General features: G+C 70.2%; 29 protein-coding genes. 6 read left to right on the top strand and 23 right to left on the bottom strand.

Annotated features, from left to right (window positions below):
- Positions 1 to 224 precede the first annotated feature (224 nt).
- The gene (locus ACFYWS_RS08950; RefSeq protein WP_389271492.1) at positions 225 to 1625 is read left to right on the top strand and encodes a PP2C family protein-serine/threonine phosphatase; all 1401 of its coding nucleotides are present in this window, start codon (positions 225 to 227) and stop codon (positions 1623 to 1625) included.
- 18 nt (positions 1626 to 1643) lie between these two features.
- On the opposite strand, the gene ACFYWS_RS08955 is transcribed toward ACFYWS_RS08950, so the two are convergent.
- The 9 genes from ACFYWS_RS08955 to ACFYWS_RS08995 all read right to left on the bottom strand — a co-directional run bounded on the left by ACFYWS_RS08955 (position 1644) and on the right by ACFYWS_RS08995 (position 8678).
- Positions 1644 to 1988 (bottom strand): DUF2516 family protein, encoded by a 345-nt coding sequence (locus ACFYWS_RS08955; RefSeq protein WP_389271495.1) that lies wholly within the window; start codon positions 1986 to 1988, stop codon positions 1644 to 1646.
- 91 nt (positions 1989 to 2079) lie between these two features.
- Positions 2080 to 2694 carry a hypothetical protein gene (locus tag ACFYWS_RS08960; RefSeq protein WP_389271498.1) on the bottom strand — a complete coding sequence of 205 codons (615 nt, stop codon included), beginning with the start codon at positions 2692 to 2694 and terminating at the stop codon, positions 2080 to 2082.
- Between the two features lie 22 nt (positions 2695 to 2716).
- A complete protein-coding gene (locus ACFYWS_RS08965) occupies positions 2717 to 3118 on the bottom strand; it encodes a helix-turn-helix domain-containing protein (protein WP_389271501.1) in 402 nt (133 codons plus the stop codon).
- An 85-nt stretch (positions 3119 to 3203) separates the two neighbouring features.
- Positions 3204 to 3836: a TetR/AcrR family transcriptional regulator gene (locus ACFYWS_RS08970; RefSeq protein WP_389271504.1), complete on the bottom strand. Its 633-nt coding sequence runs from the start codon at positions 3834 to 3836 to the stop codon at positions 3204 to 3206.
- Positions 3837 to 3860: 24 nt separating this feature from the next.
- Positions 3861 to 4799 carry an ATP/GTP-binding protein gene (locus ACFYWS_RS08975; RefSeq protein WP_389271507.1) on the bottom strand — a complete coding sequence of 313 codons (939 nt, stop codon included), beginning with the start codon at positions 4797 to 4799 and terminating at the stop codon, positions 3861 to 3863.
- Between the two features lie 57 nt (positions 4800 to 4856).
- Positions 4857 to 5786, bottom strand: coding sequence for a phosphotransferase (locus tag ACFYWS_RS08980; protein WP_389271510.1), 930 nt, complete (start codon positions 5784 to 5786; stop codon positions 4857 to 4859).
- A 233-nt stretch (positions 5787 to 6019) separates the two neighbouring features.
- The gene (locus ACFYWS_RS08985; RefSeq protein WP_389271513.1) at positions 6020 to 6898 is read right to left on the bottom strand and encodes a winged helix-turn-helix domain-containing protein; all 879 of its coding nucleotides are present in this window, start codon (positions 6896 to 6898) and stop codon (positions 6020 to 6022) included.
- Between the two features lie 98 nt (positions 6899 to 6996).
- On the bottom strand, positions 6997 to 7842 hold the full coding sequence (locus ACFYWS_RS08990) for an HAD family hydrolase (protein ID WP_389271517.1): 846 nt from the start codon (positions 7840 to 7842) through the stop codon (positions 6997 to 6999).
- Positions 7791 to 8678: a GntR family transcriptional regulator gene (locus tag ACFYWS_RS08995; RefSeq protein ID WP_389271833.1), complete on the bottom strand. Its 888-nt coding sequence runs from the start codon at positions 8676 to 8678 to the stop codon at positions 7791 to 7793. The genes ACFYWS_RS08990 and ACFYWS_RS08995 overlap by 52 nt, the downstream gene beginning before the upstream one ends.
- A gap of 221 nt (positions 8679 to 8899) precedes the next feature.
- Here ACFYWS_RS08995 and ACFYWS_RS09000 point away from each other — a divergent pair, with 221 nt between their 5' ends.
- Positions 8900 to 9091 (top strand): hypothetical protein, encoded by a 192-nt coding sequence (locus tag ACFYWS_RS09000; protein WP_389271520.1) that lies wholly within the window; start codon positions 8900 to 8902, stop codon positions 9089 to 9091.
- 12 nt (positions 9092 to 9103) lie between these two features.
- Here the strand turns inward: ACFYWS_RS09000 and ACFYWS_RS09005 are convergent, their stop codons facing one another.
- Positions 9104 to 10057, bottom strand: coding sequence for a winged helix-turn-helix domain-containing protein (locus ACFYWS_RS09005; protein WP_389271523.1), 954 nt, complete (start codon positions 10055 to 10057; stop codon positions 9104 to 9106).
- 165 nt (positions 10058 to 10222) lie between these two features.
- On the opposite strand from ACFYWS_RS09005, the gene ACFYWS_RS09010 reads away from it, so the two are divergent.
- Positions 10223 to 10408 carry a hypothetical protein gene (locus ACFYWS_RS09010; RefSeq protein ID WP_389271526.1) on the top strand — a complete coding sequence of 62 codons (186 nt, stop codon included), beginning with the start codon at positions 10223 to 10225 and terminating at the stop codon, positions 10406 to 10408.
- A gap of 69 nt (positions 10409 to 10477) precedes the next feature.
- Here the strand turns inward: ACFYWS_RS09010 and ACFYWS_RS09015 are convergent, their stop codons facing one another.
- Positions 10478 to 11770 (bottom strand): GNAT family N-acetyltransferase, encoded by a 1293-nt coding sequence (locus tag ACFYWS_RS09015; protein ID WP_389271529.1) that lies wholly within the window; start codon positions 11768 to 11770, stop codon positions 10478 to 10480.
- Between the two features lie 164 nt (positions 11771 to 11934).
- Positions 11935 to 12477: an ABC transporter substrate-binding protein gene (locus tag ACFYWS_RS09020; RefSeq protein WP_389271836.1), complete on the bottom strand. Its 543-nt coding sequence runs from the start codon at positions 12475 to 12477 to the stop codon at positions 11935 to 11937.
- Between the two features lie 262 nt (positions 12478 to 12739).
- On the opposite strand from ACFYWS_RS09020, the gene dtd reads away from it, so the two are divergent.
- Entirely contained in the window at positions 12740 to 13165 is a 426-nt protein-coding gene (gene dtd / locus ACFYWS_RS09025) for a D-aminoacyl-tRNA deacylase (RefSeq protein WP_389271532.1), read from the top strand.
- Between the two features lie 14 nt (positions 13166 to 13179).
- Here dtd and ACFYWS_RS09030 read toward each other — a convergent pair whose 3' ends face one another.
- The 11 genes from ACFYWS_RS09030 to ACFYWS_RS09080 all read right to left on the bottom strand — a co-directional run bounded on the left by ACFYWS_RS09030 (position 13180) and on the right by ACFYWS_RS09080 (position 20469).
- Positions 13180 to 14160 (bottom strand): YgfZ/GcvT domain-containing protein, encoded by a 981-nt coding sequence (locus ACFYWS_RS09030; protein WP_389271535.1) that lies wholly within the window; start codon positions 14158 to 14160, stop codon positions 13180 to 13182.
- 34 nt (positions 14161 to 14194) lie between these two features.
- A complete protein-coding gene (locus ACFYWS_RS09035) occupies positions 14195 to 14641 on the bottom strand; it encodes a Fur family transcriptional regulator (protein WP_389271538.1) in 447 nt (148 codons plus the stop codon).
- Positions 14642 to 14703: 62 nt separating this feature from the next.
- Positions 14704 to 15276, bottom strand: a complete 573-nt coding sequence (locus ACFYWS_RS09040; RefSeq protein ID WP_389271541.1) for an FABP family protein — start codon at positions 15274 to 15276, stop codon at positions 14704 to 14706.
- 268 nt (positions 15277 to 15544) lie between these two features.
- Positions 15545 to 15805, bottom strand: coding sequence for a DUF3099 domain-containing protein (locus ACFYWS_RS09045; RefSeq protein WP_389271544.1), 261 nt, complete (start codon positions 15803 to 15805; stop codon positions 15545 to 15547).
- Positions 15806 to 15928: 123 nt separating this feature from the next.
- Complete coding sequence (locus ACFYWS_RS09050; RefSeq protein ID WP_266712503.1) at positions 15929 to 16216, bottom strand: DUF1416 domain-containing protein; 288 nt, start codon at positions 16214 to 16216, stop codon at positions 15929 to 15931.
- A 44-nt stretch (positions 16217 to 16260) separates the two neighbouring features.
- Complete coding sequence (locus ACFYWS_RS09055; RefSeq protein WP_389271548.1) at positions 16261 to 17106, bottom strand: sulfurtransferase; 846 nt, start codon at positions 17104 to 17106, stop codon at positions 16261 to 16263.
- Between the two features lie 154 nt (positions 17107 to 17260).
- A complete protein-coding gene (locus ACFYWS_RS09060; protein WP_350962106.1) occupies positions 17261 to 17341 on the bottom strand; it encodes a putative leader peptide in 81 nt (26 codons plus the stop codon).
- 212 nt (positions 17342 to 17553) lie between these two features.
- On the bottom strand, positions 17554 to 18285 hold the full coding sequence (locus ACFYWS_RS09065) for a DUF2993 domain-containing protein (RefSeq protein WP_389271551.1): 732 nt from the start codon (positions 18283 to 18285) through the stop codon (positions 17554 to 17556).
- A gap of 115 nt (positions 18286 to 18400) precedes the next feature.
- The gene (locus ACFYWS_RS09070; RefSeq protein WP_389271554.1) at positions 18401 to 19402 is read right to left on the bottom strand and encodes a hypothetical protein; all 1002 of its coding nucleotides are present in this window, start codon (positions 19400 to 19402) and stop codon (positions 18401 to 18403) included.
- The gene (locus ACFYWS_RS09075; RefSeq protein ID WP_389271557.1) at positions 19338 to 19592 is read right to left on the bottom strand and encodes a MoaD/ThiS family protein; all 255 of its coding nucleotides are present in this window, start codon (positions 19590 to 19592) and stop codon (positions 19338 to 19340) included. Before ACFYWS_RS09075 ends, ACFYWS_RS09070 begins: the two co-directional genes overlap by 65 nt.
- 49 nt (positions 19593 to 19641) lie before the next feature.
- Positions 19642 to 20469 (bottom strand): alpha/beta hydrolase, encoded by an 828-nt coding sequence (locus ACFYWS_RS09080; protein WP_389271560.1) that lies wholly within the window; start codon positions 20467 to 20469, stop codon positions 19642 to 19644.
- 247 nt (positions 20470 to 20716) lie between these two features.
- On the opposite strand from ACFYWS_RS09080, the gene ACFYWS_RS09085 reads away from it, so the two are divergent.
- Together ACFYWS_RS09085 and ACFYWS_RS09090 are read left to right on the top strand one after the other, a co-directional pair.
- Positions 20717 to 21574, top strand: a complete 858-nt coding sequence (locus ACFYWS_RS09085) for a response regulator transcription factor (protein WP_389271563.1) — start codon at positions 20717 to 20719, stop codon at positions 21572 to 21574.
- Positions 21575 to 21627: 53 nt separating this feature from the next.
- On the top strand, positions 21628 to 22650 hold the full coding sequence (locus ACFYWS_RS09090) for a LacI family DNA-binding transcriptional regulator (RefSeq protein ID WP_389271566.1): 1023 nt from the start codon (positions 21628 to 21630) through the stop codon (positions 22648 to 22650).
- Positions 22651 to 22718: the final 68 nt, after the last annotated feature.

Raw genomic sequence — 22718 nt, forward strand, 5'->3', positions numbered from 1 at the left:
CCCGCGGCGCTGCGGTTCCGGCGCCCCGGCGTGACGTTCGTCATTCCCGACCCGCCCGACCAGGGACGGAACCCACTCAATTCCGGTGCGGGGAGCGGCATATGACGCCGGCCCTTTGCCACTCACCATTCCGTTCGAGCGTCGGCTACCGCTAAGGTCCCGGTCGGTGGGCCGAGGACCTTCGCCCCACCGTGCCCTCGGGGGGAGGGAAGGAAACCGAAGCGATGCCCGTACCCGTACCGCGGCAGAGAGCCATCCCGGCCGTGGAAAGTGGTCAGGCTCTGGACGCGCACACCACGACCGACACGCACGACCGGCAGGACGAACGTCAGGACGAGCGGCCGACCACCGACCGCCCTGACGCCAACGACATACAGAACGCCGAGCGCCGCCAGGAGCCGACGACCGACGACAGCGCTCACGAGCCGGCACGCGCCGACCGTGACGCCACCGGTCTGACGATCCTGGTCATAGAGGACGACCCGGCGGGCTCCCTCAGCATCCCCGAGGTGCCCGACGCCGCGGGCAAGCCGATCCGCGTGCGCACCGCGCGCAACCTCACCGAGGCCGAGCGGCTGCTCACCGACGACGTCAGCTGCGTCCTGCTGGACCTCGCGCTGCCCGGCGCGAAGCCGGACAGGGCGGAGCCGGAGCACCACGACGAGCTGCGGACCCTGCGGCACCTGCTGCGCCTGGCCCCGCGCCGGGCCGTGCTCGCCCTGACCACGTCGGGCGACGCCGAGCGCGGCGCGGAGGCGGTCCGCGTGGGCGCACAGGACTACCTGTTCCGCGACGAGCTGGACTCCCGGCTGCTCGGCCGGGCCATCCGTTACGCGGTCGAGCGCAAGCGCGCCGACATCGCGCAGCAGGGGCTCACCGAGTCCCGGATCCGCGCGCAGGAGAACGCCCGCCTGGAGCGCGGCCTGCTGCCGAAGCCGCTGCTCGACGGTTCGACGCTGCGCTTCGCCTCCCGCTACCGTCCGGGCCGCTCACGCGCGCTGCTCGGCGGCGACTTCTACGACACGGTGCGCACGCCCGACGGCACGGTCCACGCGATGATCGGCGACGTCTGCGGGCACGGCCCCGACGAGGCGGCGCTCGGCGTCGAACTGCGCATCGCCTGGCGGGCATTGACATTCGCGGGACTGTGCGGCGACGAGCTGCTGTCCACGCTCCAGCAGGTCCTGGAGCACGAGCGCCCGGACGACGAGATCTTCGCGACGCTGTGCACGGTCGACATCTCGCCGGACGGCCGCCGTGCCGGCCTGTGCCTGGCGGGCCACCCGGCGCCCCTGATAGCGACGCCCGGACGCCCCGCGGTCCTGCTCCCGTACGAGAACAACGGCCCGGCCCTCGGGCTGCTGCCGAAGGCCCGATGGCCGCGCATGCAGGTCGAGTTGGGTCCCTCGTGGAGCCTGATGCTCTACACGGACGGCCTGATCGAGGGCCGGATCGGCCAGGGCAGGCAGCGGCTCGGCCAAGAGGGGATGGTGGAGATGATCCGCCGCCAGCGGGCGCAGGGCCTGACCGGCGAGGGGCTGCTGGAGGCCGCGATGAACGAGGTGCGCGATCTCAACGGGGGCGATCTGACGGACGACGTGGCGGTCCTGCTGCTCGACCGGTGAACCCGGCCGACCCGTGCTTCAGCGGCCGCCGTTGTACGGACCGTACGGCCCGTCGCTGCTGGAGCCACGACCCTTGCCGCCCCCGCCGCCACCGCTGATCTGCTTGACGGCGGGCCGCACGTCCACCATGTACACGATGGTCGCGATGAGCCCGATGATCGGCAGGAACGACATGATGCCGAAGATCCAGTTCACGATGAACGCGAGCCCGAGGATGATCAGCCAGAACGGCTTGGTCTTCTTGTCGGCCGCGCGGTAGGCGTCCTCGCGCCGGATGGCGGCGTCGACGAGCGCGAAGCCACTGAAGACGATCAACGCCAGATTCAGCAGCGACAAGAAACTGTTGAAACCCTGCATCAGCACAACGCCACCACCCGAATCGACTGCCGTCCGGTCACCGTACCCGTACAACGGGCCGGGCACGCGGCACGTGCCCGACCCGTCGACGTACGCCCTACTTGGCGGGCGGCGTGGAAGAGGAGCCCGGCTTCTTCTCGGGAGCGGTCTTCTTCGCCGTCGCCTTCTTGGCGGGAGCGGTCTTCTTCGCGGGAGCGGGAGCAGGCGCGGCCGCGGACGCCTCCTTGGCCTCCGGCTTCGGCTCGGCGGCCGGCTCGGGGTCGGGCTCGACCGCCTCGGCGAGCTCGACGATCTCCTCGGCGGCCTCGCCGCGCCACACCTTCACGGCCTCCTCGCCGTGCTCGGCGACCTTCTCGTACGTCTCACGCGCCTTGACGGCGGCCTCGGCCGCGTAGCCGACGCCGCGCAGCGCGAACTCCTGGGCGCTCTCGCCGAACTTCTTCAGGTCGGTGTCGAGCCCCGCGACCAGCTCGTTCACCTTCGCGGTGAGGGTGGCCTGCGCCTCCTTGGCGCGGGTGGTCGCCTTCTCCTGCACATCCTTGGGGTCGGTCTGCCGCACGGAGTCGAAGCGGGCGGGCGCCTCGCTCCGCAGCTGCTCGACGATCCCCGGCACCTTCTTGGCCTGCTGGTACGCCAGCTCGGCGGTGCCGGCGGCGAAGTAGAGCGGGGTCGGGTCGGTGAGGGTCTTGCGCAGGTCGTCCTTGATGGCCATGGCGTGGTCCTCCCGGATCACATCAACTGCTGCTTGAGGGCTCGGCATCGCTGTCGCCGGCTCCGTCGTCGGTTCCGTCGCCGTTCTCGTGCCGGAAGGCGTCGTAGATCTGCAACAGCACCTGCTTCTGACGCTCGTTGAGCGAAGGGTCGGCGAGGATGACGGCGCGCGTCTCCACCTCGGTCCGCTCCCGCTCGGCATCGAGAATGCCGGCGTGCACGTACAACGTCTCCGCGGAGATCCGCAGCGCCTTGGCGACCTGCTGCAGAACTTCCGCGCTCGGCTTGCGCAGCCCGCGCTCGATCTGACTCAGGTACGGGTTGGACACTCCGGCGGCGTCGGCGAGCTGACGGAGCGACAACTGCGCGTTGCGACGCTGCTCGCGCAGGTATTCGCCGAGGCTTCCGACGTTGAGCGATGCCATGCCCCGATGGTGCCGCACCCGCGCTAACTTTTGCAAGCGCCTGCTTGCAAAAGTGTTCCAGCCGACAGCGGGGACACCGGGCCCCTCACCCGTACAGCCCGCCGATCCCCTCCCCCAGCTGCCGGAACCCCAGCTCGGCGGTGCGCAGGGCCGCGGCCTCCAGCTCGTCGGCGGACTCGCCGGCCACGATCCGCCGTACGTTCTCCTCGGCGAGGATCCGCTGCGCGGCCACGATCTGCCCCGCGGCGATCCGGGCCCGCACCTCGGGTCCCCCGAGCGCCTGGGCGAGTGCCCGCTCGGACCGCTCCTGATACCCGTACAGCCGCGCCACGAGTTGCGGAGTCCCGTACAGCAGCCGCTGGTACGCGAGCACCGCCGGGTGATCGCACAGCCCGGTCACCGGATCCCGCCGCCGCAGCCCCTCCATAAAGTGCCGCCGCAACGCGCCGAGCGGCGCCTCCCCCTCACCGCGCCCCGCGACGACCCGCGCCGCCTCGTCCTCGTGATCCGCGAACCGGTGCAGCACCAGGTCCTCTTTGGCCGCGAAGTACCGGAACAGCGTCGGCTTCGACACCTCGGCGGCGGCCGCGATCTCGGCGACGGACACGTTGTCGTACCCCTTCTCCATGAAGAGGCGGACGGCGGTCTCGGAGAGGGTCTGCCGGGTGCGCTGCTTCTTGAGTTCGCGGAGGCCGAGGGGCGGATCGGGAGTGCGCATGACCGCGAGCGTACGGGCCCGGGATCAGGCCCAGGACCCGTCGCCGGGACCGGGCACGGTCAGCGGGGTGGCCACGCTCCAGAGTTGTTCGAAGTACGCGTTCCGGGCGTCCACCAGTTGCCGGGCGTGGGCACCGTCGCCGCTGCGCCAGAGTGTCAGCTTCGACTCGTACCCGAGCAGGTCGAGGAGGCTCCCCTCCCGCGCCCTCTCGGCGTTCCCGACACCTCCGAACTTGAACCGGTCGTAGACTCCCTCGCACACCTGATCCGAATTCACCAGATAGAGCTTCAAAAAGGGCGACATGTGCAGGGCACGGAACTCGATCGTGACCGTGCTGCCCCGTACGTCCTGCGCGACCCGGATCAGCTCTCGCTGGTTGCGCGCCACGCGGCTCGCCAGCTGGGCGCGAAAGCCCGGCGAATCCTGCGCCTTGCCTTCGTGCACCTGCCCAGGCAGTTGGATCGGCTTGTCGAAGTCCGGTACGAGCACCTGAACGGTGATCCGGCGCCGCAGGTCCTGCGGCAGCGTGTCCAGCAGGGGTCTCAGCTTCTCCACGAAGACCTCACCGGTGAACGCCAGGGCGGACAGCGTGGCCTCCCGCTGCGTCAGCGCCTCTCGGAAGATCCCGGAGAGTTCGTCCACCGCCACCGGCCGGCCGAACTCCCGCTGCGTTCGCGCTTGCAGGTCCCGCACCTCGGCACGTAGCTCCCGGGTCAGCTCCAGCTGCGCGGAGTTCGCCGAGGCCAGTCGCAGCACCTGTGCGTACAGCAGATATCCGATGAGGCTGAGCAGCGCTCCGCCGAGATACACCTTGCCTTCGAGCGCGTCGCCGATCGGCTTGACGAACTGGGCCACGAGACCGAACAGGAAGACCCCCAGGAGCAGCACCCGCGCCCCGACGGCCTCGACCCGCTCCCACCGCTCCGCCACACCGCTGCGTACCGCCGCCCCCGCCCCAGCCACCGAGCCCCCCTGACCCCACGTGAGTTCGAGCCGAACCCCCGTAGGATGCCCGGTCGATCACATTTCAGGAAGTGGCAGTCCGCGCGCGTCACTCACGTCCGAGACCCACCACCGCAAAGCGTCCTCGATCTCCGGGTCCTGTGGCAACTTCCGTAACATCAATGGTTCTTGAGCGACCGTCAGCGCATGACGGACGCGCGACCCGGCGGCGTCGACATCGATCCGCCCGTCACGCAGGTCGAGCGCCGCGCGCATCACATCGGGGTAGATCGACTGGGCGTGTTCAAAGTCCCGGTACACCCACAGATCGCGCTCGTAGCCGGTGACGAGTTCCTCCTGGCCACGCTCCGTCATCGTGGAAGCCCAGATGTCGGCCATCGTGGACTGCTGCGCGGCGTCGTACCCCATCCGCACCATGTGCGTGGCCAACTCGTGCAACGGGTCGCCGTACAGGGCCAGTTCCCAGTCGATCACCGAGATCTCGCCGTCTTCGGTGAGTACGACATTGGCCTGATGGACGTCGGTGTGCAGAAGCCGGAACGGCCGCCGGGCGAGCCGCTCGCGCTGGCCCTTGAAGTCCTTCATGGCGGTGTCGGGGACCAGCAGCGCGTCGAAGAGCGGGCCGAACAGCTCTTGATGCGGACCGGCCCGTACGTCGGTGTCCACGAAGTCGACGAGCCAGTCCAGGAAGCCGTCGCTGTCCCCGTCGGCCGGCCAGCCGGTGGGACGGGCCGGGAGGGCGTCCGCGGGCACGTCCCCCAAGTCCGCGAAGAAATGGGCGAACTTGACCATCATCTCCTTCTCGCCCGGGAGTACAGCCAACTCCGGCAGAGAGTTCAGTGCCCATCCCTCCACGAACTCGTGGACCGAACCGGAGCCCCGCCGTCGCAGGAACCTCGGTACACCGTCCAAATGCTCCGCGACGACGTCGAGGACCTGGGCCTCCGACCAGATGCGCGGCACGACCTTCACCGCTTCCCTGGGCACCCTGAACTTGACCCGCCCCGACCGGAGGACCCCGAGAAGCAAGGCAGCGCCGAGAGGCAGGATGTAATTCACATTGTGCTGGCCGTGCACCACGTCACGGGCGACGCAGCGGGCGAACCGCGTCAGCAGTGCCCCAGTTCGTTTCGGGGGCAGAGGGAGGAGCATGGTGCCACAGAGTAGCCCTCGCTCGGTGAGGTCCGGGACCATTCATCCGAGGCCATTCAGGTGTTCTCCTACCGCCTCGCCACATGCTCCCAGAGCCCGTCGAACATCGCCTGTTCCCCTTTTACAAAGGCCGACTGGTCCGGCCCGTTCGAGCGCTCGAAGATGAACATCCCGGTCTCGAAGCCCTCCACGTCCACGAGTTCCACCGTGTCCGCGCCCTCGTAGTCGTCGATCTCCCGCTCGACCCGCCCCGGAACGTAGTGCCCGACCAGCACCTCCTGCCGGTTCAGGAGATACACCTTCCGGGTCGGTGTGCCGGAGACGAAGCGGTACTCGAAGCGAACATCGATGCCGTTGTCGCGCAGCCTATTGAAGGCGCCGGCCAGCACCATGCGCTGTGAGTCCCACTGGACGCTGTTGCGGTGCCTGACCGCCTTGTCGAGCTTCTCGTCGTGGCCCCAGCCCCCCGCGGGCGCCGGGTAGTCGACGTTCTCGTCCAGCCTCGGTACCACCATCCGCACCCGCACCGACTCCGGCCGCAACACCCCTTCGTACACCTTCCGCAGCGGCTCACCGAGGGCTGTCACCAGCGTCTCCCCGGTCAGGCTCGCCACGTCCACGTAGACGTGCGGCGCCTCGAACGCTGCCACCAGGCGTGGTCCCAGGATGCTTCTGGCCGTCTGTGCGCCGGGGGGCGACTGGCGCTCGGGGCGGGACACCGTGGGTGGGCTGCCCTTGCCCAGGTTGGTCAGGAAGCCGTCTTTGCCCAGCAGCTGCAGGGCGTTGCGGACCGTGCCCCGTTCCACGCCGAACTCCCGGGCGAGCGCGGCCTGCGTCGGGAGGCGTTCGCCGGGCCTGAGGTCGCCGCCGAGGATCCGCTTGCGCAGGGCGTCGGCGATGTCTTCGGCGGTGGGTCTGGGGGCGTTGTCCGTATTCGCGTTCGCCACGACGATCTCCCCTCACCCCCCGACCAAGTCCGTACAACTCTACGGCAGTTGGCTGCCAACTCCACCCGGCTTGCAGCAGTCGGCGAGGGATGCGCAGGTCAGCCGTTGCCCCGCAGAATGTCGATGATCGGCTCCAGGGTCGAGGTCACCTGCCGCGCTCCCGCCTCCCGCAGTTCGCGCTCCTTGCCGGCGTGACGCGCGTAGCCCAGGAACGCGACGCCCGCCTCACGCGCCGCCAGCAGGTCCGTCGCGGCGTCGCCGATCATCAGCGTGGCCCCGGGCGCCGCCCCCATCGCCGACATGGCACGCTGGAGGCAGTACGGGTCGGGCTTGAGGCGGGAAAGGTCCTTGGTGCGGCCGTAGATGTGCGGTTCGAAGCAGCCGGACAGGCCGCGGCCCGCGATGTAGCGGCGGGCCGCTTCGGCGGAGTTGTTGGTGGTGATGGCGAGGTGGACGCCCGCCGCGGTCCAGGTGCGGATCAGCGGGTCCACGTATTCCGTGGGCCAGGCCGTACCGACGGCGCGCAGCTCCTGCTCGGTGAGCCGGCTCTCCATCTCCAGGACCAGGTCGCTGTCCGGCCGCGCCCGGCCGAGGCGGCGCAGGGCGGCGTGCGGATCCACGTCGGCCCGTTCCTCCTCCGTCAGTACGTCGCCGAGCCCCTGCGCGTCCAGCCAGTCCACCTGCTGCCGCGCGATCCCCGCCGCGGGGCGGCCCGCGAACAGTCGGCAGATCGGCCCGTCGAAGTCGAAGAGGACATGGCGGGCGCCCGTGATCAGCTCGGCGAGGGTGCCCGACTCACGTACGTCACCCTGTTCGCCCTGTTCGGTCGTTTCCCGACTCGGTTCGGTCTCTTCTGCCACCGGAACAGTCTGCTTCGTCGTCTCTGAAGTCACTAGGAGAGTGTCAGGTCGGAGGTGATGGTTTCCCAGAGGGCGTCGAACCACTTCTGCGACTCCTCCACGAACGTCCGGTCGCGGTGGCCCGCCCGCTCCTCGAAGGAGAAGAGCAGGGACTGCGTGCCGGTGGCCGAGAACATCTCCAGCTTGGTGTCGTTGTCGATCTCCTCCTCGCGCCGCGTGACCATGTAGTACGAGAGCAGGGCCTCGGACTGGTTCAGCAGGTAGAGCTTGACCGGCGGGGTGAAGGGGAGGGCGCGGAAGGTCACCCGCACGTCGATGTCGTGCGAGGAGCGCAGGGAACGCAGGTTGTGGCGCAGCACCTGGCCCTGCGCGTTGCGCTGCGCCAGCCAGCGGTTGTGTACCGCGACGCCCTCGTCGTGGTCGGTCCCGTCGCTGCCGTCGGGGACCGGCACCGGGAAGGCGAGGTTGATGTCGCGGCCGGGCAGCAGGATGCGTACGTCGAGGGATTCGGGGCGGATGCGGCCCTCGTGGATGTGGCGCAGCGGCTCGCCGAGGGCCAGCATCAGGGTCTCCGAGGTCAGGCAGACCGCGTCGATCCGGACGTGGGAGGCGCGGAAGGCCTCCACCAGGCGGGGGGCCAGGGCGACCATGGAGGGCTGCGGCTCGTCGCGGGCGGCGGTGCCCGGGGCGATGCGCGGCGGGCTGCCCTTGCTGCGCTTGCTCAGCAGACCGTCCGTCTCCAGGAGTTGCAGGGCCTGACGGACCGTGCCGCGCTCGACGCCGAACTCATCGGCGAGCGTGGCCTGCGTGGGCAGTTGGTCGCCCGGCCTCAGGGCGCCCTCCCTGATCCGCTCGCGGAGCTGGTCGGCGATCTCCTGGGCCGTGAGCCTTCTCCTGCCGTTCAGTGTCGCGTCTGCCATGTCCGCCACGCCCTGCTCCCCTGGGTCCCTGGTCCCGACCAAACGACACAACTCACCGTGATTTGGCGAGAGTTGTCGCCCTCCCGTTTATATACCACGACCAAGTGGGGACAACTCCAGTGCAGTTGGTCGCCAACTTGGAAGAAGGTGGCCGATGGTGGCAACGAAGGAGACCAAGTAAGGCCCCTCAGCGAAGCAACGCCGAAGCAGGAGGAACCACCATGACCGTTCTGAGCCTCCTCTCCGCGGTGGTCGTGATCACCTTCGAACAGCTCGCACAGTGGCACTACGGCCCGGCAGGACTCGCGGGCCTGCTCCTGCTCGCCATCGGCGCCAAGGCCAGGAACGCCACTTGCAGTTCACTGGGCGGCGTCCTGCTCGCGCTCACGGTGGCCGGCCCCGCGCTGCACTGACCGGCCCCGCCGTCACGAGCTCAGCGTCAGGTCCTGGCTGATCGTGTTCCACAGGCCGTTGAACCACAGGTGCGACTGCTCCACGAACGTCGTGTCGCGAAGCCCCGCCCCGTGTTCGAACGCGAAGAGCATCTGCCGCACGCCCTGCGCGTCGTACACGTCCACCCGCTCATGGTCGATCTGCGCGTCGCGCCTGGCCAGCGTGTAGTACGCGAACAGCGCCTCGCTGCTGTTGAGCAGGTAGAGCTTGACCGGGGGCGTGAACGGCAGCGCGCGGAACTCCACCGTGACGTCCATGCTGTGCGTGGCCCGCAGAGCCAGCAGATTGTGGCGCAGCACCTGCCCCTGCGCGTTGCGCTGCGCCAGCCAGTCGCGCCGCAGCCTGCCGCCCATCGCCGCCTCCGCCTCCACCTCCGCCCGCGACACGGGCTCGGCGGCGGCCGGCGGCGCGGGCGCGGGGAACGCGAGGTCGATGTCCCGGCTCGGCAGCAGCACCCGGACCCGGACACTGGCCGGTTTCTTACGCCCCTCGTGGATGAGGCGCAGCGGCTCGCCCATCGCGAGTGTCAGCGAGACCGCCGTCAGGCACAGGGCGTCGATCTCCACGTCGGCCTGCTCGAAGGCCTCGGCGATGCGCGGCGCGAGCGTCACCATGGTCGGCTGCGGCGGCACCTCGGGGCCGTGCAGCGCGGGCCGCGGGTGCTGCGCGACCGTGGCCGGACTGCCCTTCGAGGCGTTCACCAACAGGTTCTCGGACTGCAGAATGCGCAGCGCCTGACGTACGGCGGAGCGCTCCACACCGAATTCGCCCGCCAACTGCGCCTGTGTAGGCATCCGTTGGCCGGGGCTCAGGCGCCCGGACGTGATCCGGTCGCGCAGCGCGTCGGCCACTTCGCGGTACGTGTGTCGCGCCCGCTGTGACCTGGGCCGTCCGTTGACGGCGGCATGCTCCCCACTCACAACCAAACCCTACAACTTCCCGCCATCTTTGGGGAGTTGACGTGAAGGTGGTTATGAGTCGCCCTTCAACGGAGATAACTAACCTTGAGTTGGTGACCAACTTCCCGTACATGGTCGGGGGACCTGAAGTTGGTCACCACGAGGACCACAGGTCCTGAAGGAGGTAGGACAATGCCGCTCTTCGCCATCGTCGTCGCCGCGCTCGCTATCGGTTTCGAGCAGCTCATCCAGTGGAAGTACGGCCCGATGGGCATCATCGCCTTCATCGCACTCTCCGTCGGCCTCAAGGCCAAGAACACCGTGCTCAGCGGCATCGGGGCCGTCATCCTCGTGATGCTGCTCGCCCAGAGCGGCTGACCGGGCTCCCTTCCGGAGGGGAGCCGGGAGCCCGGTCGGTCAGAACGTCGTACGTGAACGGGTCGTGGCTCAGAACACGTCGGGGCACCACGGCCGCCGCGAGGTCCGCAGCAGGGCCCCGAGCCCGGCGGCCGCACCCTCCTCGTGCTCCACGATCCGCCCCAGGGCAGCGAGCCGCACCGCGGACTCGTCGCCCAGCCACAACGCCCCCAACTCACGTACGTCGACCGTGAGTTGAGGGGAGGCGGCGCCCGGCGAACAGACCGCCCCGCCGGGCGTCGCCGTCAACGTGAACCGCCCGCCCGCGAGCCCCGCGGGGTCCAGCACCTCGAACGCGATCTCCCCACTGGCCTCGTACGAGCGCGCCTCCATGGCCCGTACGACGTCCAGGATCCGCACCCACAGGAAGTCCGCCTGCGTCACGATGCGGGCGGCGCGCGGGTCGGGCAGCAGATGAGGCAGCAGGTCGTCCGGGGCGCGCAGCCCGGAACGCACCGTGGTGATCCAGTCGACGGAGCAGACATACGTCCACAGGGCGCGCTCGGCGGCCGGAGTGACGGCGATCAACTCCCGTACCCGCGCCGCGTTCAGCGGCTGCTTGGCATCGCCCCAGCGGTCGTCGGCCTCGTAGCCGAGCAGACCCTCCACCTCACCGCGCGCGTTGCGGTACACCGCGTAGAACGGCTCCGCCCACGGGTCCTCCGGGGTCGGCCACAGGCCGGTGTTGTACTGCCACCACTGCTCGTCCCGCGACACCACACCGGCGACGCTGGCGCGCAGCCGCTCGTGCAGCTCCGGGCCGACCTTGCGCACCTCCTCCGGGTCCGCCAGGTCCACGCGGCCGCCGTCGTCCGGGCCCGACCAGCGCGGGTCGAGTCCGGCCCGCGGCACGTCGACCTCCCACACGGTGGCGGTGGCCGCGGGACCGAAGCCGAACCGGCCGTAGATCGGGTACTCCGCCGCGATCAGCGTCGCCGCGACGTCGCCGCGCTCCTTCGCCTCGGCGAGGTCGGCCGCCATCATGCGGCTGAGCAGCCCGCGGCGACGGTGTGTGGGGCTGACCGTGACGTTGGTGATCGCGTCCGTGGGGACGGTGGCGCCGCCCGGCACGGTGAGCTCCTGCGCGAACGAGCGGAAGGTGGCGACCTGCCGGGTACCTCCGCCTCCGGCGGGGGCGAAGGCGGCGCGGGTGCGGGTGAGGTCGAAGTGCGCGCGGCGCTTGGCGACCGTCTGCGGCGAGACGGTCGGCGGGCGGAGGAATCCGGTGTTGAGGGCGCGGGACCAGTCGGACAGCTCGTCCTCGGTGACGGCCCGTACGGTTGGCGCTTCGCTGGCATCGGGGGTGGCGGCACGGCTGCTCATACGCTCACGCTAGGCCGGGCGGACGCACGTGTCGCCCGGATTTCCCCCACGCCGCGGGGCTCCGCCCCGGACCCCGCGCCTCAATCGCCGGCGGGGCTTGAGATGCCCAGTCCCCCGCCCCCCGGACCCCGCGCCTCAAACGCCGGCGGGGCTCTATTTGCCCTTTAGGTGCGCAGCAGGTCGTCCACCTGGGCCTCGCCTGCGCGGTAGCGGCGGGCGATTTCTGAGCTGCAGTCGTCCGCCGTGCGCTGCAGCTGGTGGCGGCGGCGCGAGACCTGCTGCTCGTAGCGGACGAGGCGGCCCATCGCCGCGAGCAGCTCGTCGTCCGTGCGGGCGGCCAGGTCGGAGAGCTCGACCTCGGCGAGCATCTCCTGGGCGAGGCGCCGGGACTCCTCGCTGTGCGGGATACCGACCGTGACGTGCCGGGCGGAGGAGCGCTGCCGCGTCGGCTGGTCCCGCAGGATCTCGGAGAGCCGGTCCACGACCGGCGACTCGGGGTCCTTCCGCCGGCCCGATTCGGCCCGCAGGATGTCGATCCGGCCCTGGAGCAGGCGTCGTACGTAGCTCAGGTCCGCCTCGTTCTGCTGGGAGTCGCGGCGCAGCGTGCGCAGCTCCGGCAGGCGCAGGGACGACAGGTCCGGGGCGGGCACGGCGGGCAGCTCCGGGCTGTCGGTCCGCTGCGCCGGCGGGCGGGTCAGCGGAGCCATCCGTTCCCTGTGCGTCAGCGATACGGGCTGCCCGGGCAGCCCCGTACTCGTTGTGTGGCTCATGGCATGGGTATCCATGGTGCTTACCGTCCCCTCGACCGGACCGCGCCGCACGCCACCGACGCACCGCGTGTCAGCATGGTGCCACTCCCAGTGCCCACTTCGGGCACGAGTGCCCCAGATCCGCCCCGGATGGGGGGTTGGGAAGCATCCTCAAACCCCTTGTGGGGCACGAAAATCGGCGCACGGCATGATGGGCCGTATGCGAGCAGTGGTACAGCGGGTGGACGGCGCGAGCGTCGTCGTGGACGACGAGACGGTCGGCGAGATCAAGGGCGAGGGCCTGTGCGTCCTGGTCGGGGTCACGCACGAGGACACCAAGGAGAAAGCGGCCCAACTGGCCCGCAAACTCTGGTCGGTGCGGATGCTGGCCGACGAGAAGTCGTGCAGCGACATCGACGCGCCGCTCCTCGTGATCAGCCAGTTCACGCTCTACGGAGACGCCCGCAAGGGCCGCCGCCCCACCTGGAACGCCGCCGCGCCAGGACCCGTCGCCGAGCCGCTGGTCGACGAGGTCGTGGCGCAGCTGCGGGCGCTCGGCGCGACCGTGGCGACGGGCCGGTTCGGGGCCAAGATGCGGGTGGGCCTGACGAACGACGGCCCGTTCACCGTGCTGCTGGAGATGTGACTCCCCCACCGGGTTTACGGCTCCACGACGAGTTCCTGCGCCGCGGCCGTGGTCTCCACGAGAAGCGCCGCGTCGGCCGACACGTTCCGCTTGATGACCGCGAGCGCGATCGGGCCCAGCTCGTGGTGGCGTACGGCCGTCGTCACGACACCGATCTTGCGGCCCTCCGGGCCGTCCGCGGCGAGCCGCACCTCGGCGCCGTGCGGCGGCAGGTGCACCTCGCTGCCGTCCAGGTGCAGGAAGACGAGCCGCCGCGGCGGCTTGCCCAGGTTCTGCACGCGGGCGACGGTCTCCTGCCCCCGGTAGCAGCCCTTCTGCAGATGCACGGCCGAGCCGATCCAGCCCAGCTCGTGCGGGATGGTGCGGTGGTCCGTCTCGAAGCCGAAGCGCGGCCGGTGCTGCTCGACGCGCAGCGCCTCGTAGGCCAGCAGTCCGACTGCCGGGCCGTTCTCGCTCGCGTACGACTCCAGGTCGGCGCGCGGCAGGAACAGATCGCGGCCGTGCGGCGTCTCGCGCACGGCCACGCCGTCCGGCACCGGCGCGATCGAACCGGCCGGCAGATGCACCACCGCGAACTCGTCCGTCCGGTCGGCGGTCTCGACCCGGTAGAAGAACTTCATGGACTCCAGGTACGCGAGGAGGGACTCCTGCGTGCCCGGTTCGACGTGCGCCCACGTCGTCGTGCCGTCGTCGACGAGGTACAGGGCGTGCTCGATGTGTCCGTTGGCGGAGAGGATCAGCGCCTCGGTGGCCCGGCCCGGCTCCAGCTGCTCCACGTGCTGGGTGATCAGCAGGTGCAGCCAGCTCAGCCGGTCCGCACCGGTGACCGTGATCACCCCGCGGTGCGACAGGTCGACGACGCCCGAACCGTCGGCGAGGGAACGCTGTTCTCGGAACAGGTCGCCGTAGTGCGCGGCGACGCCTTCGTCCACGCCCTCGGCGGGGACGGCGCCGGGCAGGGCCAGCAGGGGGCTGCTCGTTGAATGTCGCTGCATGTTCACACACACTACGACGAGTGGGCGGACGCGCTTATTCCTGCGTCCGGCCCTTGTCCGCGGCGCAGTTCTTGCAGCGCCCGAAGATCGCGAAGTGCTTGAGGTCGGTGTCGAAGCCGAACTCCTCGCGCAGCTTGGCGGTGAACTCCGCCGCCACGTCCACATCCGCCTCGATCACGTTCGTACAGTCGCGACACACCATGTGGATGTGGTGGTGCCGGTCGGCGAGGTGGTACGTGGGCGAGCCGTGCCCGAGATGGGCGTGCGAGACGAGCCCGAGCTCCTCCAGGAGCTCAAGGGTCCGGTAGACCGTCGAAATGTTGACCCCCGACGCCGTCTTGCGCACTTCGCACAAGATGTCGTCGGGGGTCGCGTGCTCCAGGGCGTCCACGGCTTCCAGGACAAGCTGGCGCTGCGGCGTCAGCCGGTAGCCGCGCTGCCGCAGATCGCTCTTCCAGTCGATGCCTTCGGTGCTCACCACACCGACGAGTCTAGAACGACTTGGAGAAAGCGATTCGGCCTGCTTCAAGAAGGCGATGCGGCCTACTTGAAAAACGCAATACCGTCGTCCGGCATGTCCGGGAGGTTGCGCGCCATGTCGGCGACGTCCTCCGGGGAGACGACCTTCTTGAGCTGGGCCGACATGTAGGGGCGCAGCGGGATCTCGGGGGTCTGCTTCTCGCCGACCCACATCAGGTCGCTCTTCACGTAGCCGTAGAGGCGCTTGCCGCCGCTGTACGGGCCGGAGGCGGCGGTGCGGGCGACCGCGTCGGTGGCCAGGTCGATCTGCGGCTTCTGGTCGGCGAGCTCGCCGTACCAGACCTCGACGACGCCGTCGTCGCGGACCATGACGACCTCGACCTTGCGGTCCTTGCCGATCCGCCAGAAGCCGGACTCGGACTCGAGGGGCTTCACCTTGTTGCCCTCGGAGTCCAGGACCCAGGTGTGCGAGCGGTACTCCAGGAAGTCCCGCCCGTCGTGGGTGAAGGAGACCTCCTGCCCGAAGTTGGCCTTCTCGGCACCCGGGAAGTCGGTGACGCCGGCGCCCGCCCAGTCGCCCAGGAGGAACGCGAGGGGGACGAGGTCGGGGTGCAGGTCGGACGGGATCTGGATCATGAGCGGTTCAGACGTCTCTCAGTGGGGGGTCAGCGCTGGCCCTGGTACAGCTTCTTCACGGTCAGCCCCGCGAAGGCGACGACGCCGACGCAGACCAGGACGAGAAGGGTGGAGAAGAAGGCCTCAAGCACGGGATTGCTCCTCGGTGAGCGGAACGTATGCGGATAACAGAGCCGGTCCCCACTGTAGTCGTCCGGGCACGGGCGCTCTCGGCGAGGTCGGTCACAGCGGGTGTCGCCGGAATGCCGGCAGGGTGCCGGCGGGGTGCTCACTGGTGGCGCTTCTTGCCGTCCAGTTCGTCCCACCACTCGTCGGACTTCGGGTCGCCCGAGGGATCGTCCCACCAGTGGTCGTCGGGCCCGCGCCGGTTGGCGACGACGGCGGCGACCGGCGGGATGACCATGGCGACGACGCACATGGCGACGGCGGCCGGCACGGACCAGAGCCGCACGACGCCCCAGGCCAGCACGAACAGGCCGATGCAGACGCCCATCATGACGAAGTAAGCGTGCTTGCGCCGCGCGAACATACCTTCAGCGTAAGCCCGCGGGGACGGCCCGGCTCGGGTTCACGCATGCCGAAGGACCGCACCCCGGCCCCATGGCGTCCAACCCAGGCGGGATGCGGCCCTTCAGCCGTCGTGTGTGACCGCTCAGACGGCGATCGCGACCTCCGCGAGCCCGCCGGTCTGGGCGACGACCGTACGGTCGGCCTGGCCGCCGGGGACCAGGGCGCGCAGGGTCCACGTGCCCTCGGCCGCGTAGAAGCGGAACTGGCCCGTGGCCGAGGTGGGGACCTCGGCGGTGAACTCGCCGGTCGAGTCCAGCAGGCGCACGTAACCGGTGACGGGCTCGCCGTCCTTGGTCACCTGGCCCTGGATGGTGGTCTCACCGGGCTTGATCGTCGAGGCGTCGGGGCCGCCGGCCTTCGCTCCGCACATGTTGCTCTCCTAGGAAGTCAGGAAGGGAAGTAAAGGTCGCTGGGTTACTTGTTGGCGCCGAGCTCGATCGGCACGCCGACGAGGGAGCCGTACTCGGTCCACGAGCCGTCGTAGTTCTTGACGTTCGGAACGCCGAGCAGCTCGTGCAGCACGAACCAGGTGAGCGCGGAGCGCTCACCGATGCGGCAGTACGCGACGGTGTCCTTGGCCAGGTCGACCTGCTCGTCCTCGTAGAGGGCCTTGAGCTCGGCGTCCGACTTGAACGTGCCGTCGTCGTTGGCGTTCTTCGACCACGGGATGTTGCGCGCGGACGGGACGTGGCCCGGACGCTGCGACTGCTCCTGCGGGAGGTGGGCCGGGGCGAGCAGCTTGCCGGAGAACTCGTCGGGCGAGCGGACGTCGACCAGGTTCTGCTTGCCGATCGCGTTCACGGCGTCGTCGCGGAAGGCGCGGATCGACGTGTCCTGCGGCTTGGCCTTGTACTGCGTGGCCGGACGGTTCGGGACCTGCGCGCCGTCGACCAGGTCGCGGGAGTCGAGCTCCCACTTCTTGCGGCCGCCGTCGAGGAGCTTGACGTCCTGGTGGCCGTAGAGCTTGAAGTACCAGTACGCGTAGGAGGCGAACCAGTTGTTGTTGCCGCCGTAGAGGACGACGGTCGTGTCGTTGCCGATGCCCTTCTTCGACAGCAGCTCCTCGAAGCCGGCCTGGTCGATGAAGTCACGGCGGACCGGGTCCTGGAGGTCCTTGGTCCAGTCGATCCGGATCGCGTTCTTGATGTGGTTCTTGTCGTACGCGGACGTGTCTTCGTCCACCTCGACGAGCGCCACGTTGTCGTTGTCGAGGTTGGCCTCGACCCAGTCGGCGTCTACCAGGACGTCGCTGCGGCTCATGTTGAATCCTCCGGGGCAGTTGCGGGGGTATGCGAAAGGGGTGTGCGTAGCTGCACGGGGACCCCGAGTCGAGTGCCTCAAGGGGTCCGGGAGAAGCGGGAGTTGATCCGCCCCCAAGCTCTCGGATTCGCTCGAGCAGGGGGTGCCCCCGCGCTCAGACGGCGCGACAGAGCATGGCGGCGACGCGGCACAGGTCTACTGCCCGCCGCTTCGTGAGATCCGCCTGTCGCTTCATGGGTCCGATCGTAAGGACGTACCGGCGGCCGTGTCACCGGCGTGTCGGATGATGAGACGAGATCGTCCGGGATATGAGAACGATCGCGCCCCGGGGCGGCATCCGCCCCGCCGCCGCACCGCCTGGCACCCCCCGACATCTACTCTGCGGACGCCGTTGTCTCGCAGTTCGGACCGACGGTGTCCGCGGGCCGTTTCGGGATCCCTCCCGGCCTACCCGACCAGGTCGAGGCCCGAACCCTTCACCGTGATCTCGATGCCCTGATCGACGGCCTGCACCCGGTCGAGCTCGATGCCCGCGGGCAGGTCGTCGAGCGCCTGCTGGAAGTCGGTGACGCCCCGGATCGGGCCCTCCGCCAGCTCGAACGCGCTGACGTCCGGCAGGCTGTCGGCGCGCGCGGAGAGCTTGCCGCCGCTGACGTCGACCGTGCTGCGCACCGTGGGCCGCACCGTGCCGAGCGGGGTCTTGATCGCGACCGTGACCTTCACCTTGTGGTCGCCGCCGTACGCGAGCCCGTCGATCCACGCGGAGACGCCGGGGGCGACCTCGGCCGGACCCTGCTTCTTCACGGCCTTGAGGAGCTCGGTGTAGTCGATACGGGCGGTGCCGGTGGCCGAGTCGGCGGTGGCCGAGCTGTAGCTGCTGTCGAACTTCACGCCGTGCATCTCGGCCTTGAGGTCGGCGATGCGGATGCCGTCGCCCTTGCCGCTCTTCGCGTCGAAGTCCTGGATGCCGAGCTCGACGTCGTCCAGGGTGCCGCCGGCGACCTGGGTCAGGAACGGGAAGCCGTTGATCGACACGTCGGGGGTCTGCCCGAGCCCCTCGCTCGTACGGATCTTGTCGGCGGCCTTGCCCTCGGCGAAGTGGACCGCGACGCGGTCGGCCGCCACAAAGAGGCCGCCGACGACGACGACAAATATCAGCAGTATTCGCAGTGCGCGCATGGCGGGGAGGGTACGCGAACGGCGGGCCGATCAAGCCCCTCCGGCGATTGAGCAGCGGGGTACGGGGCAGAGCCCCGAGACCGCAACGCCGGACGACCGCAGAGGCTCAATGGCCCTAGCCGAGGGCGCGGCCCAGCAGCCACACCGCGGGCGCCGCCGCGGCCAGTGGCAGCGCCACTCCTGCCGTCATGTGGACGAAGCGGGACGGGAAGTCGTACGACGCGACGCGATGGCCGATGACGGCGCAGGCACCCGCGCCGAGGCCGAGGAGGGCGCCGCCGGTACCGAAGTCGGTGATGGCGCCGGCCGCGATGCCCGCACCGGTGGCCGCGAGCAGCGACACGACGACGGACGCGATGGTCGGCATCGGCAGCGCGCGGGCCACGATCGCGACCGCCACGGCCACCCCGCCGACCGTCACCGCGTCGGGCTCGGCCGCCAGGTGCCCGGCCGCCACGACCGCGAGCGCGGAGGAGGCGACCGTCGCCATCAGGCCGTACATCCGCTCGTCCGGGTCGGCGTGCGAACGCAGTTGGAGGACCAGGGTGAGCAGCACCCACACGCCGAGCGTGCCGAGGATCGCGGCGGGCCCGTTGTCCCGGCCGGCCACGAGCAGCGCGATGTCCGCGACGACGCCGCCCATGAAGGCGAGCGCGATGCCCTGCCGCGCGGGCCACATCCCGTTGAGCCGGAACCAGCCCGCGGCCGTGACCGCCTGCAGCACCAGCAGCGGGACGAGCAGCGCGTACGAGCCGATGGCGGCGCCGCCCGCGAGCAGCAGCCCGAGCACGGCGGTGATCGCGGCGGGCTGGAGACCGGGCTCGATGATGGGAGAGCGGGCTGCGTTGAGCCCCGCCGGCGATTGAGGCGCCGGGTCCGGGGCGGAGCCCCGTGAGCCCCACCCCTCCGACGCCGAGGGCGCGGCCTCGTACGACCACTGCTGCTGCGGCACCGCCGACGGCTGCGGCTGCGGCTGCCCGTACGGGTCGTAATGCGGGTCGTACTGCGAGTCGTACTGGTACGGGTACTGCTGGTTGTTGCTCATCGGGGTGTCATCCTCCTGCGAACGGCGGGAGCACCTCGACCGTGCCGCCCTCGGCAAGCCGTACCGTCTCATGGCCACGGGTCCCGACCGGATCCCCGTCGACCAGGAACGAGGAGCGCTGGAGGACCCGGACGAGATCGCCGGGGTGCCGCGTGCGCACCGCTTCCAGCGCCACGGCCAGCGTCTCGGCCTCGTACGGCTCCTCGGCGACGCCGGCGGCGGCCTTGGCCGCGGCCCAGAAGCGGATCGTGCCCTGCGCCATTCCCGACTCCTCTCGGTCCAGCTCTCGGTCCCGCTCTACGTACGGCGTCCTATTGTGCGGCAAGCGTCTGCGCGACCCACGCCCCGATCCGCTCGATCAGCTCGTCGCTCGCCGCGTTCTCGGCGTGGCCCATCCCCGGTTCGAGCCACAGCTCCGCGCCTCCGTCGGCCGCCGCGCCGAGCAGCATCCGGGGGTGGTCGACGGGAAAGTACGGGTCGCGGTCGCCGTGCACCACGAGCAGCGGCGTCGGCGCGAGCAGCGGGACCGATTCGACAGGGGAGAGCGGCACCGGGTCCCAGTCGTACGGGTGGATCCGCGTGCGCAGCCCGAAGCGGCTGACCAGGCGCCCGGCGGGCCGGGTCACCGCCCAGTGCACCCTCCGCATCGGCGCCGTGCCGCGGTAGAACCACCGCGCGGGGGCGCTCACCGCGACGACCGCGTCAACGTGCGCTTCCGTGCGCCCCCTGTGCAGCGCGGCCTGTCGCAGCACTACGGAGCCGCCCATGGAGAAGCCGACCGTCGCCACGCGCGCGTGGCCGAGCGAGCGCGCCCATTCGACCACCGCCGCGAGATCGAGCACCTCCTTGTCGCCGACCGTGGACCGCCCGCCGGAGCGCCCGTGTCCCCGGAACGAGAACGTGACCACGGCCGCACGCTGCGCGAACACCGCCGCCGCGCGGCGCACATGGGGCCGCTCCAGATCGCCGGTGAAGCCGTGCGCGAGCACGACCGCCGGGCCTTCGGTGCCGCTGGGGCCGGGCTCGTAGGAGGCCTCGATGGCGACTCCGTCGCGTGTCCGGAGCATCACGCGCCGTCTCCGTTCCGTGATCGGCCACACAGAAGATCCACGCTCGTCACCTGCCGGACCCCAACTCATGTGGGCTATTCTGCTGGGAAGAGGACTCGGGCAATGCAGCCCCCGGGTCCTTTTGTGCTTTCAGGGGCGTTGTATACGACGCCCCGAAAACACTCGCATAACAGCAGGTCAAAGCCCCGGGGCGCGGGGCCTCCTGCCAGTACGAAGCAGTGCCGCAAACGTCCTCGTAGGGACCCGAGGAGGAACCAGACGTTATGGGCGAGCGAACCGTGCACGAACGTATGACGACCCAGGCAGGTGGGCGGCGATGAGTTCTCTGCTGCTCCTTACGAATGCCCTTCAGCCGTCGACGGAGGTGCTTCCCGCTCTCGGCCTGCTCCTGCACAACGTGCGAGTGGCTCCGGCGGAGGGCCCCGCACTCGTCGACACCCCCGGTGCCGATGTCATCCTCATCGACGGCCGCCGGGACCTCCCGCAAGTCCGCAGCCTCTGTCAGCTGCTCCGCTCCACGGGGCCCGGCTGTCCGCTGGTGCTCGTCGTGACGGAGGGCGGCCTCGCCGCCGTCACCGCGGACTGGGGCATCGACGACGTGCTCCTGGACACCGCGGGACCCGCGGAGGTCGAGGCACGCCTCCGGCTCGCCATGGGCCGGCAGCAGATCGTCACCGACGACTCCCCCATGGAGATCCGCAACGGTGATCTGTCGGTGGACGAGGCGACGTACAGCGCGAAGCTCAAGGGCCGGGTCCTCGACCTGACCTTCAAGGAGTTCGAGCTCCTGAAGTACCTGGCGCAGCACCCCGGCCGCGTGTTCACGCGCGCGCAGTTGCTCCAGGAGGTCTGGGGCTACGACTACTTCGGCGGCACCCGGACCGTGGACGTGCACGTGCGAAGGCTGCGCGCCAAGCTCGGGCCCGAGCACGAGTCGCTGATCGGCACCGTGCGCAACGTGGGCTACCGCTTCGTCACCCCGGAGAAGCCGGAGAGGAAGGCGGAGAAGAACGCCGAGGCGCGGGCCGAGAAGCGGGCGGAGCAGGAGGCCGAGCAGCGGGCCGCGGCCGCGGGCAAGGCGGACAAGGCGGGAAACACGGAAACCAGGGAAAACATGGACAAGGTTCCGTCCCCCCTGGACGGAGTGGGCCGCCCGGCCCCCGTGCGCCGGTAACGGTGCTGCTCACGCCCTGCCCAGAGGGTGGTCCATCCGCGTAGACTCCGCGCGTGGCCAAGGTGACTCGGGACGATGTGGCGCGGCTGGCGGGTACCTCGACCGCCGTCGTGTCCTACGTGATCAACAACGGACCCCGGCCGGTCGCCCCGGCCACGCGCGAGCGGGTGCTCGCCGCGATCAAGGAGCTGGGGTACCGGCCCGACCGGGTCGCCCAGGCCATGGCCTCGCGGCGTACCGACCTCATAGGCATGATCGTGCCGGACGCGCGCCAGCCGTTCTTCGCGGAGATGACGCACGCCGTCGAACAGGCGGCGTCCGAGCGCGGAAAAATGGTCCTGGTCGGCAACTCGGACTACACGCCCGACCGTGAGGTCCACTATGTGCGCGCCTTCCTCGGCATGCGGGTCTCCGGGCTGATCCTCGTCTCGCACGGTTTCAACGACCTCGCGGGGAACGAGATCGAGGCCTGGGACGCCCGCGTCGTGCTGCTGCACGAGCGGCCCGAGGCGATCGACGACGTCGCGGTCGTGACCGACGACGTGGGCGGCGCCCAGCTCGCCACCCGCCACCTCCTGGAGCACGGCCACGACTACGTCGCCTGCCTGGGCGGCACCGCGGACACCCCCTCCGTCGGCGACCCGGTCTCCGACCACGTCGAGGGCTGGCGGCGCGCCATGAAGGAGGCGGGGCGGTCCATCGACGGCCGGCTCTTCGAGGCGCCGTACAACCGGTACGACGCCTACAAGGTGGCGCTCGGGCTGCTGGCCGGGCCCGACCGGCCGCCCGCGATCTTTTGCTCCACGGACGACCAGGCCATCGGTGTACTGCGGGCCGCGCGCGAGCTGCGCATCGACGTGCCGGGCGAGCTGGCCGTGGCCGGGTTCGACGACGTGAAGGAGGCGGGGCTCACCGATCCGCCGCTGACCACCGTCGCATCGGACCGTCCCGCGATGGCGCGGGCCGCCGTGGACCTCGTGCTTGACGACTCGCTGCGGGTGGCCGGGTCGCGGCGCGAGCGGCTGAAGCTGTTCCCCTCGCGGCTGGTGCTCCGGCAGTCCTGCGGCTGCGCGTAGCCGCTCCGCGGGCCACCGGGGTTATGGGGCGGGGCCCATGGCCGGGGCCCACCTTTATTTCGGGCAAA

Source organism: Streptomyces sp. NPDC002795 (genome assembly GCF_042888725.1).
Classification (GTDB): Bacteria; Actinomycetota; Actinomycetes; order Streptomycetales; family Streptomycetaceae; genus Streptomyces.